The organism is Flavobacterium glycogeni, from assembly GCF_048286775.1.
Lineage (GTDB): Bacteria > Bacteroidota > Bacteroidia > Flavobacteriales > Flavobacteriaceae > Flavobacterium.
On record NZ_JBLVPV010000024.1, the window covers coordinates 44343 to 56731 of the forward strand.

Consider the following 12389-nt stretch of genomic DNA (forward strand, 5'->3'; position numbering starts at 1 on the left):
ATAACAATTTAAAAAAATGAAATCAACAATCAATAACAACAAAATGAACAATAATTTCAATAAGAGTAAAAAAATCATACTCACAGTAGTATTTGCATTAGTTTCAAGTACATTTTTTGCACAGGCGACTTTTGATAAATTCGACGGGCAAGAAGGTGTAACATCAATCATTGTCAATAAAAAAATGTTTGACTTGATGAGTAAAGTAAAAATGGATACTTCTGATAGAGAAACACAACAATACTTGAGTTTGATAAAAAAACTGGATGATTTGAAAGTATTTACTACTAAAAGTGCCAGAATAGAAGGCGAAATGAAAGCTGTAGCCGATAAATACATAAAAACGGCAGGATTAGAAGAGCTGATGCGTGTGAATGAGAACGGCAGAAGCATTAAAATTTTAGTAAAATCAGGGGCAAGTGATTCTCAAATAAGAGAGTTGTTTATGTTTATTGAAGGTGCTAAAAATGACGATACGGTTTTAATGTCTTTGAAGGGTAATTTTGATTTGAATGAAATTTCAGTTCTTACCAATAAGATGAAAATTCCTGGTGGGGAAGATTTGAAGAAAGCAACTAAAGGAAAAAAGTAAGATGAAAACAGTTTATGGATTAGCACTGCTATTGAGTTTGTTTCTGATGAGTTGTAACTCGGAACCGACCTTGCAAAAGTATTTTGTGGAAAATACCGAAAACAAAAATTTCATCGCTCTTGATGTGTCACCTAATATTCTGAATGTTGATAAAACAAAACTATCAATGGCGCAGAGTGATGCTTTGAAGGCGTTTGACAAGATGAATGTTTTGGCTTTCAAATTGAACGATAAAAATAAAGCAGAATTTGAAATTGAACGTGCCAAAGTTAATTTGATTTTAAAAGACAAAAAGTACCAACAGCTTATGAAGTTTGGTTCAGGGAAAGAAGGTGCTTCGGTGAGCTTTGTAGGGACTGATGAGCATATTGAAGAGTTTGTGTTCTTTGCCAATAAAAAGGAAAACGGTTTTGCTGTTGTTCGAATTTTAGGCAAGGATATGAATCCTACTAATATTATGACCATGATGAGCGTTTTACAGCAATCTAATATTGATTTAGAGCAGTTGAAGCCTTTGCAGCAGTTAATGAAGTAAACGTATTCTTAAATAGTGAAAAAGCGTCTTGATAGTATGTCAAGACGCTTTTTTATTGCTGTTGGTTTTATAATGAGTATAGAAATGCAATTACTTGCAAAACATTTTTATGTTTTAATGTCACATTTGCTTCCCTATTCTATAGCTTTAATAAAATTCTGGGTAAGCCAGCTTTTTGACTTCAATTGGAGTGTTGAACAATCATCAATGACGCTTTGTTATCCTTCACTTTGTTGTTTATATTGGCTCTGATGATGCAGGCATCTCCTTTTTTTGGTCTAAAGTATTGTTTTTTGATCTTATCCACCCGTTTATTATTAAATGAAATATCACCAAAAGTGGGTATTGTGGAAACAGTTTTTGGGTTGTTATTTTGCAATAGACATACCCTCAATATGTTAATGTTTTGGGAGTTTATACTGCGTTAAAGTTAAAAGAAATGGTTGATACCGAGAAGAAGGAATAATAAAACATGAGAAAAGAAAACAAAAACAATAAGAGGTATCTCTATGTAGGGACATTTTTTTTTATTACTGGGAGTTTATCGATGGGTTTTTTGATAATAATATTTTTTTTTGATTAAACTAGAATGAGCTTTGTAATACCACACCGACCTAATAATGCAAGATTGAAGTTATAAATCGATAGTTGTCGTGTGTATTGTCGTTTAAATATTTAGTATAAAAAAACGCAACTCCTTTGTTTATAGGGGTTGCGTTAGTTTTTTATTTAAAGTTGTGACCACGGTGGGATTTGAACCCACACGCCCTTGCGAGCACCAGCCCCTCAAGCTGGCAAGTCTACCGTTTCTCCACGTGGCCTTAAAAAAGAAAAGGTCAAGTAATAAATTACTCGACCTTTTGTGACCCGACTGGGGCTCGAACCCAGGACCCCATCATTAAAAGTGATGTGCTCTACCAACTGAGCTATCGAGTCAATGCTTCAAGGAAATTATGTGTTGATCACTAAAATTGTGACCCGACTGGGGCTCGAACCCAGGACCCCATCATTAAAAGTGATGTGCTCTACCAACTGAGCTATCGAGTCATATTCTTTCCTTGAATGCGGGTGCAAATATAAGGACTTTATTTGAAGTTTTGCAAGCATTTTTATTATAAATTTGTCTTTTTTTAACAAAAATACTCAACACCTTAATTTGTAAGGTTTTATTAAGATGAAAAAAATTATATTATTAGGTTATATGGGTTGTGGGAAGTCCACAATTGCAAATAAGTTGTCGAAAATTATCGAAATACCTTTTGTGGATTTGGATAAAAAGATAGAAGAGAAAGTAAATTTATCCATAAATGCCATTTTTGAAAAGCACGGAGAAATTTATTTTAGGAAGTTAGAACATGAAGTTTTTGTCGAATTATTGAATTCGCCTGAGCAATTAATCATCGGTTTAGGTGGAGGAACACCATGCTATGCCAATAATCATGAATTGTTAAAAGGCGATAATGTAGTATCTGTTTATCTCAAAGCTTCAATAGATACTTTGTTCAATAGATTGAGTTATGGTAAAAGTAAGCGTCCCCTTATTGCAAATAAAAGTGACGCTGAGATGAAAGAATTTATTGCTAAACATCTTTTTGACAGAAGTTTTTATTACAATCAAGCGCAATATAAGGTGATTGTTGATGATAGGACAATAGACCAGACTGTAGTCGACATTGTTGCAATTTTAGCTTAAATAAGCATAATTGTCGTCGTTTTCGTCAAAAACTACTTGTACGTGTTCGAGTAAAGAAGTAGAAAGTGATATTCCTTTAAAATCAGCTTTTACAGGGTATTTTTTGTGGTTTCGGTCAACAAGGACCGCCGTTTTAAACTTTTTCAAAGGAACATCTATAAAATGTCTTACAGCATAGATTAATGTGGTGCCTGAATTTAGTACATCGTCTACAAGAATTAAGCCTTTATTAGCATACTGTTCTTTTGATAAGGAAGTGTGAATTGGTAATTCGGGATTTTGTTTATTGATTTGTACTTCGCAAAGCGAAACTTTAAGAGGAGAAATGGTTTCTAGAACCAAGGCTATTTTTTTTGCAAATGTAAAACCGTTAGCCGCAATTCCTGCGATTACAATTTCTTCTTCATCTACAAATGTTTCGTAGATTTGGTAAGCAATCCTTTTTATTTTATGCTCAATTTCCTGATTCGTTAAAATGATGTTTTTGCTCATTGTTTAAAAATTTTATATTCCCCTCCCCAGCCCTCCCCGAAAGGGAGGGAGCCAGGTCCGGCAAAGGTTATTCGATATTTTACTTGATTATATTTGTTTTAATTGTCAAGACTCGTCTCATTATCAAGGCTCGTCTCCCTCCGCTTCGGGGAGGGTCGGGGAGGGGGTAAATCCATCAATATCTCTTCTGTCTTTTTTGGTAGGTCTTCCTGTACCATTTTTTCGGTAATGTTCTTTGGATAATTTCAGTAGTTCTAAATGTTGATAAGCTTCTGCCGGAGTATCATTTCTTCGATAGATATCAACTAGTTTAGCCCCAACACGATTCTCTGGTATGTCCAAGACCGTGATTATTTGGGTAATTTGGTCTTTTCTAAACGTAATTTTGTCAGTAGGGAAAACCTCTTTTGATGGCTTGGCAACAAGACCATTTACTGTCACATGATTCTTTTTACAGGCTTCGGTAACCATATTTCTGGTTTTGTAATACCGCATGCACCATAAATATTTATCTATTCTCATAAATTTTCTAAAATCGGAGTTAAATAGTTTACAAAAATCAATCAATATTGTATCTTGCGCACTTAAAAAATTAGCTATAATGAACAAATTTAAGTATTATTTTATTTTATCAATTACAACTTTCTCTTTATTTTCATGTTCAAAAGATAATGATGCCGCAGAAATCACGCCACCTAGAGATTACGCAGTGCAATATGCAACTGATTTAGCTGATATTGAAGAATATTTAAAAACCTATTATATAGAAGACGTTTCTCCTGATGCTGAAACTAAAATCACTAAAATTCCAACAGGTGGTACGCAACCGTCAATTTGGACATATAAAGATAATGCGGGTTTTCCTAAACTTTTGAGCAGGGAAGTAAAGCTTCACGGTATAACCTATAAATTATATTATTTAGCGTTAAGAGGGCAGGTTAATGAAAATATTTCCTCAGATGCAGAGGAAGCACCTACTAATGTTGATGAATTGTTTATTTCTTACAAAGGGGTGTATTTAGAAAGAAAAATTATTGAAAATATTAGCACACTTTCCACGACTCAATTTGAAGAGCATATCAATCCAGTATGGACTATAGGTTTTGGAAATTATATTAGAGGTTGGAAAGAAATTATTCCTCAATTTAAAAGAGGGGAATATGTTTCAAATTCTGATGGAACAGTTGGGTTTAGTGATTTTGGTGTTGGTGTAATGTTTATTCCATCAGGATTAGCTTATTACAGTAGGTCTACTACAATTCCTGCTTATGCTCCGCTAATTTTTAATTTCAGGCTAATGGAATTTCAAAGAAAAGATAGTGATGGGGATGGAATTATATCTTTTCATGAAGATCTAGATAAAGATAGGTATATGTGGAGTAAAGATGAGTTGCCTGATGGTGCAATAAATCCTGATGATACAGATGGTGACGGTATCCTTAATTTTTTAGATACTGACGATGATGGGGATGGCTTTAGTACAAAATTAGAAATCAAGAATCCTGCTACAGGATTGGCGTATCCGTTTGCGGATATTCCGAATTGCAGCGGTAATACGATCGATCCTGCAAGAGTGAAAAAGCATTTGGATAAAAACTGTCACTAATTAAGAATGTATTTAATAGAAAAGGCTTTCCAGAAGGTAATTTTGGGAAGTCTTTTTTTTGTTACCCTTGTGCGATATTCTTTATTAAAGAATATATTTATAAAAAAAACATAATTTTCTTACTTTTCTAAATATTAATCTATATGTTTGTAGGATTAATATTAAATATATAAAAATGAAAAAATTATTAGTTTTATTGGTTGCTGTTTTTAGTGCGTCTTGTAGTCAGGATGAGGTTGAATCTACCAATCCTGTAGCGGAGACTTCATCGTCTGTGTTAGATGGGAAATTGTTATCTTACAAGGACGATAAGTCATTTGTTAAAGAATATTCTGCATTGTCAGAATTAAAAAGTACAAAAGAAATTCAAGGATGGATTTCAAAAAAAGGTCATAGTTCTCTTTTAAATACTTTGGATGCTTCTGAGGGTATTCAGGATAGTATAATAGATAATACTCGTATTATTTATTCGGATGCTTTAAAAGCAATTGTTAATGATGAATCAAAGTTTAAGATTAATGGGAAAGTGCTTTGGCTTAATGGTATTAATCTTTATGAGCTAAACATAGAAAATAAAGATAAAAATTCTGTGGAACTAATTGGTTTAATAAATGACTTAAAAATTTATGGTAGTGTATTTAATGCAAATAATAAATTAAAAAAAAATAAAGAGTCTTCAACAAGTAGACTTACAATGCCTAATATAAATGGTAGTTCGGTTACATATATGAACTCAGCTAATGATAAAAGATATTACATGGTTGTATTTAACGAAACTATTATTGTAAATGGTGTATCCTCTTCAAAAATGTATTTAAGAGCTTCTATGACATATAAATCTTGTTCATTTTGGAGGTGTACATACAAAGAAGATACTACAACTGGTAGATTTTTATATTTTAATGTAACTTTTGTACAGCCTTGGTATTCAGCATTAAATAATGGTTATGTTTATCAAGGAAGTGGTACGCAAACTATTTTATTGGCTACAATGGGTACAGGTCCATTTCAAAGTTTTGATTTCAATATGGATGGAAATTTAAGAATGCAGGTTTCCAATGGGTTTGATTGGACTCAAACATTTTAAATAATGTTTATATTTTTTTTGTTTAGTTATTTCAGGACGGGACAAAAAATTAAATAAAAAAACCTCGAAAGTTTACGCTTTCGAGGTTTTTTTATAGTAAAAAATAAATAAAAAGATTATTTTCTTTTCATTACTCTTTCTACAGCTTCAACAATTGCTTGATTGTTCAATTTGTATTTTTCCATTAATTGTTCCGGTGTTCCAGATTCTCCAAAACTGTCATTTACAGCTACAAACTCTTGTGGAGCCGGACTATTCAACGCTAATACTCTGGAAACGCTTTCGCCAAGACCACCAAGGATGTTGTGTTCTTCAGCAGTAACGATACATTTTGTTTTTGCCAATGATTTCAAAATCGCTTCTTCATCCAATGGTTTGATAGTGTGGATATTGATTACTTCAGCAGAAATACCTTTGGCTTCTAATGCTTCAGCAGCGATTAAAGCTTCCCAAACTAAATGCCCTGTAGCAACAATTGTTACATCAGTACCTTCACTTAAAAGAATCGCTTTTCCTATTACGAAAGGGGCATCAGCTGGCATGAAATTAGGAACAACCGGACGACCAAAACGCAAGTAAGCAGGACCATGGTGATCTGCTAATGCTAAAGTAGCCGCTTTAGTCTGATTGTAATCACAAGTATTGATTACAGTCATTCCCGGTAACATTTTCATTAATCCGATATCTTCAAGGATTTGGTGTGTTGCACCGTCTTCACCTAATGTTAATCCAGCGTGTGAAGCACAAATTTTTACATTTTTCTCCGAATATGCCACTGATTGACGGATTTGATCATACACTCTTCCTGTAGAAAAGTTAGCGAAAGTTCCTGTAAAAGGAATCTTACCACCAACTGTTAAACCCGCAGCAATTCCAATCATATTTGCTTCAGCAATTCCAATTTGGAAAAAACGTTCCGGATGATTTTTTTTGAAATCGTCAAATTTTAAAGAACCAATTAAATCCGCACAAAGTGCTACTACATTTTCATTCTTTTGACCTAATTCAGTCATTCCCGCTCCAAAACCCGAACGAGTATCTTTACTTCCTGTATTTGTATATTTTTTCATTTTCTAATTTAGATTTTTAGCAGTATTCTACTGAACACTAATTACTGTCTCTCGACTGCGCTCGAGATGACAACTGAATACTTTCTAGTAGTCGCTTTCGCCTCCAGTATTATAGTTTTGTGCCAGCGCATTCTCCAGTTGAGCATCATTAGGCGCTTTTCCGTGCCATGCATGAGTATTCATCATAAAATCTACACCATTACCCATTTCAGTATGCAACAACACACAAACTGGTTTTCCTTTTCCTGTTCTTGATTTTGCGTCATTCATTCCAGCAATGATAGCTTCGATGTCATTCCCTTTTTCAATTTCTAAAACATCCCAATCAAAAGCTTCAAATTTAGCGCGGATACTTCCCATGCATAAAACTTCGTCAGTTGTACCGTCAATTTGTTTTCCGTTTAAATCGATTGTAGCGATAAGATTGTCTACTTTTTTAGCAGAAGCATACATGATAGCTTCCCAGTTTTGACCTTCTTGTAATTCACCATCTCCGTGAAGCGTGTAAATAATATGGTTGTCACCATTTAATTTTTTAGCTTGCGCAGCACCAATTCCTACTGATAATCCTTGTCCCAAAGAACCTGATGCAATGCGTACTCCAGGTAAACCATCATGCGTAGTTGGGTGACCTTGTAATCTTGAATTGATCAAACGGAAAGTAGCCAGTTCTGATACCGAAAAATAACCGCTTCTCGCTAAAACGCTATAGAAAACAGGAGAAATATGTCCGTTTGAAAGGAAGAAAAGATCTTCTCCAATACCGTCCATATCAAAACCTTCTTTGCGTTCCATCAAGTTTTGGTATAAGGTTACCAGAAATTCAGTACAACCTAGAGAACCACCTGGGTGACCTGAATTGACAGCGTGTACCATTCGAAGAATATCTCTTCTGACTTGGATTGTTAAATCGTTTAATTGTTGTGTGTTAGGCTTCATTTTGTGTGTAAAAGTTAAACTGCTGCAAATGTAATTTTTATTTAGGGTTACCGCAAAAGTTTTTATGAATATTTAATGTAAGATTCCGTTAGAATTTAAGTGGAATAAAATTACCGGTATGACTTTGCATAATTCACAAAAAGGCCCGCATTTGGCGGGCTTTTTTGTGAATGGAGAAATAAAAAATAAGGGTAGATTCTCCAACTATAATTATATTTAAGTATTCGTAATTGTATCAGCTCTAAAGGCTTGTATATTGATAGAAGATAAAGCGATTCTGGTTAGTGCAGCGTCCATTTTTTTCTCTTCATCAAGACTCATGGCCAATAGATTTGCTGCTTTGTCTTCTCCTAAAGTTTTAGCAAAAGCATGTAAAGTGCCATAGGCGGTAATTTCATAATGTTTTACCTTTTGATCAGCCGCAATCATCCCGGCATCACGTACCATACCAATATCGGTTTCTTTGATAAGGCCATTGGTCTCTTTCAATATACCTTGCATGGCATCACATTTTTTTGCTGTTGGTGCAATACTTGTTACTTCAAATATTTTTTCCAGACGTGATACATGTTCTTGTGTCTCACTTAACTGTTTTTTTAAAGTGTTAACTAATTCTGGTGATGAAGCATTTTTTACCATTTTTGGCAACGTTTTAGTCAATACTTTTTCTGCCCAATAAATATCTTTTAGTCCAACTTCAAATAAATCTCTCAAGCCATGTGCTGGATTTGCACCTGCTTTTACAACTCCACTCATATTTTCTTTTTTATTAATTACGGTTCTCATAACAGTTGTTTTTTAGATTAATTTTTTTCTAAGTAATACTGAATTCGTTACAAACGGATTACTTAATTTTAAGTTTGATAAAATTAAATAAACTATTCTTCAAACAATTGTTAATTAACTAATTATAAATACGAAATGTATGATTTTTAAAGAAATTAACTTTCCTCTTTTAGTTTTAAATTGTTGTTGACAATGCTTTTTTTAACTGATTTGAGATTGATAATAATTCACATCCAGCCATGAACCGCCGTTATAACATTCAATTCCCTGTTGTGTCAAAAAATGTTGCGCTTGTCCGCTTCTATTTCCCGATGCGCAACAAAGGATTAACGGAACTTTAAGTTCTTGTATTTCTTGCATTCTATGCGGTATCTCATTCAAAGGAATATTTATGGAGCCAGCAACATGACCGCCCATAAACTCATCATAGGAACGTACATCGACTATAGTGCCTAATTTTTCTTTAATTATTTTTGCTACTTCCATTTTGTTGTTTTAAAAATTATTCAGCCTTTTATGTAAATTTTAGCGTTACAAAATTACGATTACACAGTTGATTTTTTAGTGACATTTGTTACATAACAAAAAAATATTGAATTTTTTATTAAAAGGGGGCAACGAATAAAGTAAGAATTTTAGAAAGAATTACTCTATATAACTATCCGTTACTAATACCAGTTGATTGTTTTAGCCACAGATTTTACGGATTTTCACAGATTAAAGAAGAAACGAACCGTTTATTGAAAAGGAATCTGTGAAAATCTTTTGAATCTGTGGCAGAAAAGAAATTTAGTCCGCTTTGCGGACAGTCATATTACTCTATTATATTTTTAAAGAAAGGTTCGAATAGCTGAATCTTAAAATGGTAGGTTTGACATAAAAAAGGAACAACTCAGTAGATTTTTAGTTTCTTGTTGCGATTCAAAAAGACTGTATTTTATTTAGCGATTGCAATTAAGGAATTTATTTTACAGCGATTATTTAGCTATTATAGCATAAAGCTGTTTCGCTCTATCTAAATTTATGGGTTGATTCAAAGGAATTTCTAAAAAATATTCCAGTTGCCATTTTTGGGTTTTTTGTGCTTGTTTACTGACTGTCAAATCCCAAGGTGGATACACACGCATTGCTCGTTTTCCTTCTTTTAAATTGACAGTTATAATTCCTTGTTGGCTAAGCACAGATTTTGGAAATATAAATTGACCAAATTGATTGTCACTTTTAGTGTTTATAATAAAAAAATCAACCTCGTCTGAAACAGCATAAGGCTCGATTGGCCCTTTTCCAATTCTTTTCCAAAAAGTGACAAATTGCCCAATCTTTGTAGGGGTAATTTTGGCAACACGAAAGAGTATTTTAGCTGTATCAAGGTCAAATTTACAAGCGCCATATTCGGCACTTTCTTTTTCTATTTCAAGATTTCGGAGTTCAAAACCACATTTGTCAAATACAAGCTCTTTGGTCTCAATTAGGTTTTCTGGAATCATTAGTGTTGTTGTTTGGGCTTTTTTATAAGAGAAATTAATTTTCTAAAGGCTGTAAGTCAGTATCAGTTAAGATTTTTTCTTCTTCTCCATCTTTCAATTCATAAAGTAAAGGTTCAATTTCAGAATAATCTTTAATCACTTTTACAGTAATTATGGCTAGAGGAATACCAATTATTGAAGCAATAATACTGGCAACTGTGCTCACAGTCAACTCTTCGATTGTCTCAGCTTTCATGGAATATCTAAAAATGAATTGGCCTAAAAATGAAGAAATAATCCATAACGCCCACCACCATCCAATGGAATGGGTTGTTAGATTTTGAGCATAATTTTCATTCTTTTTAGAGAGCAAACGTTGTGTTTCCTGATACAATTCTTTCATGATTTGGTTGGGTCTATAAAGAGATATGATTGGTATAAACCAGCAACCAGCAGCCCATCCTTCGGTGAATGATAAACTTTCGGCTTTTAGATGAAGATTGTAATAGGCTCTCCTAAACCATCGTATAAAAGTAATTCCCGAAATTATAAAGACTGCCAAATAAATTATTGCTATAATTCGTTGTCTTAAATCATTATCTGTAGCTGTTTCACTTGAAATTTGTCCGCCATTTGCAACAGTTTGTAATAAATCATATTGTAAATAATCAGATAGCAATGAAATTATTTCGACTGTAAGCACAGTCCATAGTAGCATAATGGCAATTTTTGCTCTTTGGCCGTTGGGTTTTAAATCTTCCATTTTTGATTCCTCATTTTATAATTTGTACAATTTTAAAGCGTCTATTCATTCCAGTTTAATTGGAGTAAATGTATACGATTTAACTGATTAAAACTACTTTTCAAAAAAAATATATTCGTTTAAAAGAACTTAAACAAGGTTGCTTTTCTTATGATTGTATCTTTTTATTTAAATTTTGAAAAGAGTTATTATGGTAGGATTAGTCTGTACTTTATGTTTTTTAGTAGTCTGAAAAAATTGTTTTTTTGCCACAGATTTAAAATATTATCACGGGTTTTCCCTAATAAATCTAATTCACTTTTCTCTAATCGGTGGAAATCTTTTAAATCTGTGGCAAAAAGTATTGTTTGGTATTAGTTACGGATAGTCCTGTTTTTTTATGCATTATAGAATTCTCTTTGTGGGAACAGAAAAGATTTTCGCACTATCAAATCCGCGACATCGGGTTAATTTATCCGATTTTAAACCTTTAGTTGTACTCATTAATTGTGTCATCTGTCCTTCTTGTGTTAATTCGAAGAAACTATATTTACGAGTGCTGATGTCACATATAATAGGACTGGTCGAACACCTAAATAGAGTACTACACCTATTAGCGCTATTATAGATCCTACTCCAGTTGGAAGCACTGCGCCAAAAGTGACCGTCATACCAATCACAAAGCCTAAAATGCATTCTGCCCGATAAATTGGAAAAAATAGTGCCAGTATAAAAACCCCAATAAGCATGTAGCCGGGTATTTCAGAATAACCAAAAGTGAAGAAGGCAGAAAGCAGTATTCCAAAAAATAGAGCGCCAACGAATCCATAAAGTATATTTATAGGAAATGTTGCTGCTTGTGGTTTTTTATCATTGTTATTAATTAATCTCTTTTGAATCCGATAGAGTAGAAACCAGGTAAGTAAAGGAATTAAAAGACCTCCCCACCAATTTGAAATTTCAGGCAAGTCTTCCCGTGCCAATATATGATGACTTGGTACACCTCCATGATAATGGTTCCAAGTTAATAGTGACCAAATAGCAATTGTTACTATTCCTGTAAAGTACAGACGGGTCTTAAAAAACATTTTTTCGCTCATCAAATCTGGTTTTAAAATATTTGTTCATTCATTGTCGGCATTTAGTCTGACTATTACCTCCCGGGGCTTTGCGTCTGTTGCGGGATTTGGAACAGAGTATTTTCTGATACCGAAAACGAAGTTATGGAAAAAATGGATACAATTTACTACAAACGAGCAATGGCCAGGTCAAACGTATTAAAAATTGAACCACATAGATTCTGTGTTGATTTCCAAATAAATCTATATTTTTTTTATACTTTTGTTTTTAAGTCAGTCATAGAACTAGACTCTATAGCGTG

14 protein-coding genes and 3 tRNA genes are annotated in these 12389 nt (G+C 33.4%); 5 read left to right on the top strand and 12 right to left on the bottom strand.

Annotated elements, in window-relative coordinates; all coding sequences use genetic code 11:
• The first annotated feature begins 16 nt into the window (after nt 1-16).
• Nucleotides 17-592, top strand: a complete 576-nt coding sequence (locus ACNQGX_RS15515; protein ID WP_417977753.1) for a DUF4252 domain-containing protein — start codon at nt 17-19, stop codon at nt 590-592.
• 1 nt (nt 593) lies between these two features.
• Nucleotides 594-1127, top strand: a complete 534-nt coding sequence (locus tag ACNQGX_RS15520) for a DUF4252 domain-containing protein (protein ID WP_417977755.1) — start codon at nt 594-596, stop codon at nt 1125-1127.
• 738 nt (nt 1128-1865) lie between these two features.
• Here ACNQGX_RS15520 and ACNQGX_RS15525 read toward each other — a convergent pair.
• The 3 genes from ACNQGX_RS15525 to ACNQGX_RS15535 form a co-directional block, all read right to left on the bottom strand.
• A tRNA-Leu gene (locus ACNQGX_RS15525) sits at nt 1866-1948 on the bottom strand.
• A gap of 42 nt (nt 1949-1990) precedes the next feature.
• Nucleotides 1991-2063: transfer RNA gene (locus ACNQGX_RS15530), tRNA-Lys, on the bottom strand.
• A gap of 38 nt (nt 2064-2101) precedes the next feature.
• Nucleotides 2102-2174, bottom strand: a tRNA-Lys gene (locus ACNQGX_RS15535).
• 127 nt (nt 2175-2301) lie between these two features.
• Here ACNQGX_RS15535 and ACNQGX_RS15540 point away from each other — a divergent pair.
• Nucleotides 2302-2820, top strand: a complete 519-nt coding sequence (locus ACNQGX_RS15540; RefSeq protein WP_417977757.1) for a shikimate kinase — start codon at nt 2302-2304, stop codon at nt 2818-2820.
• On the opposite strand, the gene ACNQGX_RS15545 is transcribed toward ACNQGX_RS15540, so the two are convergent.
• Both ACNQGX_RS15545 and ACNQGX_RS15550 read right to left on the bottom strand, forming a co-directional pair.
• Complete coding sequence (locus tag ACNQGX_RS15545; protein ID WP_131917361.1) at nt 2812-3312, bottom strand: phosphoribosyltransferase family protein; 501 nt, start codon at nt 3310-3312, stop codon at nt 2812-2814. The two genes, ACNQGX_RS15540 and ACNQGX_RS15545, sit on opposite strands and share 9 nt — an antisense overlap.
• A 123-nt stretch (nt 3313-3435) precedes the next feature.
• The gene (locus ACNQGX_RS15550; RefSeq protein ID WP_417977758.1) at nt 3436-3834 is read right to left on the bottom strand and encodes an RNA-binding S4 domain-containing protein; all 399 of its coding nucleotides are present in this window, start codon (nt 3832-3834) and stop codon (nt 3436-3438) included.
• Between the two features lie 79 nt (nt 3835-3913).
• Here ACNQGX_RS15550 and ACNQGX_RS15555 point away from each other — a divergent pair, with 79 nt between their 5' ends.
• The gene (locus ACNQGX_RS15555; RefSeq protein ID WP_417977760.1) at nt 3914-4918 is read left to right on the top strand and encodes an FKBP-type peptidyl-prolyl cis-trans isomerase; all 1005 of its coding nucleotides are present in this window, start codon (nt 3914-3916) and stop codon (nt 4916-4918) included.
• A 175-nt stretch (nt 4919-5093) separates the two neighbouring features.
• Entirely contained in the window at nt 5094-6005 is a 912-nt protein-coding gene (locus ACNQGX_RS15560; protein ID WP_417977762.1) for a hypothetical protein, read from the top strand.
• A gap of 116 nt (nt 6006-6121) precedes the next feature.
• Here the strand turns inward: ACNQGX_RS15560 and ACNQGX_RS15565 are convergent, their stop codons facing one another.
• The 7 genes from ACNQGX_RS15565 to ACNQGX_RS15595 all read right to left on the bottom strand — a co-directional run bounded on the left by ACNQGX_RS15565 (nt 6122) and on the right by ACNQGX_RS15595 (nt 12108).
• Nucleotides 6122-7075, bottom strand: a complete 954-nt coding sequence (locus ACNQGX_RS15565; RefSeq protein ID WP_417977763.1) for a transketolase family protein — start codon at nt 7073-7075, stop codon at nt 6122-6124.
• Between the two features lie 84 nt (nt 7076-7159).
• Nucleotides 7160-8014, bottom strand: a complete 855-nt coding sequence (locus ACNQGX_RS15570) for a transketolase (RefSeq protein ID WP_417977765.1) — start codon at nt 8012-8014, stop codon at nt 7160-7162.
• A gap of 216 nt (nt 8015-8230) precedes the next feature.
• Nucleotides 8231-8800: a YciE/YciF ferroxidase family protein gene (locus ACNQGX_RS15575; protein ID WP_417977767.1), complete on the bottom strand. Its 570-nt coding sequence runs from the start codon at nt 8798-8800 to the stop codon at nt 8231-8233.
• Nucleotides 8801-9001: 201 nt separating this feature from the next.
• Nucleotides 9002-9286, bottom strand: coding sequence for a rhodanese-like domain-containing protein (locus ACNQGX_RS15580; RefSeq protein WP_417977769.1), 285 nt, complete (start codon nt 9284-9286; stop codon nt 9002-9004).
• A 491-nt stretch (nt 9287-9777) separates the two neighbouring features.
• Nucleotides 9778-10287 carry a MepB family protein gene (locus ACNQGX_RS15585; RefSeq protein WP_417977771.1) on the bottom strand — a complete coding sequence of 170 codons (510 nt, stop codon included), beginning with the start codon at nt 10285-10287 and terminating at the stop codon, nt 9778-9780.
• 34 nt (nt 10288-10321) lie between these two features.
• On the bottom strand, nt 10322-11029 hold the full coding sequence (locus ACNQGX_RS15590) for a DUF4328 domain-containing protein (protein ID WP_417977773.1): 708 nt from the start codon (nt 11027-11029) through the stop codon (nt 10322-10324).
• Nucleotides 11030-11538: 509 nt separating this feature from the next.
• Nucleotides 11539-12108: a hypothetical protein gene (locus ACNQGX_RS15595; RefSeq protein ID WP_417977775.1), complete on the bottom strand. Its 570-nt coding sequence runs from the start codon at nt 12106-12108 to the stop codon at nt 11539-11541.
• Nucleotides 12109-12389 lie beyond the last annotated feature (281 nt).

Excerpts from the sequence above, each read along its gene's own strand:
- ACNQGX_RS15560 (WP_417977762.1), top strand. The coding sequence starts at position 5,094 with ATGAAAAAATTATTAGTTTTATTGGTTGCTGTTTTTAGTGCGTCTTGT.
- ACNQGX_RS15550 (WP_417977758.1), bottom strand. The coding sequence starts at position 3,834 with ATGAGAATAGATAAATATTTATGGTGCATGCGGTATTACAAAACCAGA.
- ACNQGX_RS15595 (WP_417977775.1), bottom strand. The coding sequence starts at position 12,108 with ATGAGCGAAAAAATGTTTTTTAAGACCCGTCTGTACTTTACAGGAATA.
- ACNQGX_RS15580 (WP_417977769.1), bottom strand. The coding sequence starts at position 9,286 with ATGGAAGTAGCAAAAATAATTAAAGAAAAATTAGGCACTATAGTCGAT.
- ACNQGX_RS15590 (WP_417977773.1), bottom strand. The coding sequence starts at position 11,029 with ATGGAAGATTTAAAACCCAACGGCCAAAGAGCAAAAATTGCCATTATG.
- ACNQGX_RS15520 (WP_417977755.1), top strand. The coding sequence starts at position 594 with ATGAAAACAGTTTATGGATTAGCACTGCTATTGAGTTTGTTTCTGATG.
- ACNQGX_RS15555 (WP_417977760.1), top strand. The coding sequence starts at position 3,914 with ATGAACAAATTTAAGTATTATTTTATTTTATCAATTACAACTTTCTCT.
- ACNQGX_RS15565 (WP_417977763.1), bottom strand. The coding sequence starts at position 7,075 with ATGAAAAAATATACAAATACAGGAAGTAAAGATACTCGTTCGGGTTTT.
- ACNQGX_RS15585 (WP_417977771.1), bottom strand. The coding sequence starts at position 10,287 with ATGATTCCAGAAAACCTAATTGAGACCAAAGAGCTTGTATTTGACAAA.
- ACNQGX_RS15540 (WP_417977757.1), top strand. The coding sequence starts at position 2,302 with ATGAAAAAAATTATATTATTAGGTTATATGGGTTGTGGGAAGTCCACA.
- ACNQGX_RS15570 (WP_417977765.1), bottom strand. The coding sequence starts at position 8,014 with ATGAAGCCTAACACACAACAATTAAACGATTTAACAATCCAAGTCAGA.
- ACNQGX_RS15545 (WP_131917361.1), bottom strand. The coding sequence starts at position 3,312 with ATGAGCAAAAACATCATTTTAACGAATCAGGAAATTGAGCATAAAATA.
- ACNQGX_RS15515 (WP_417977753.1), top strand. The coding sequence starts at position 17 with ATGAAATCAACAATCAATAACAACAAAATGAACAATAATTTCAATAAG.
- ACNQGX_RS15575 (WP_417977767.1), bottom strand. The coding sequence starts at position 8,800 with ATGAGAACCGTAATTAATAAAAAAGAAAATATGAGTGGAGTTGTAAAA.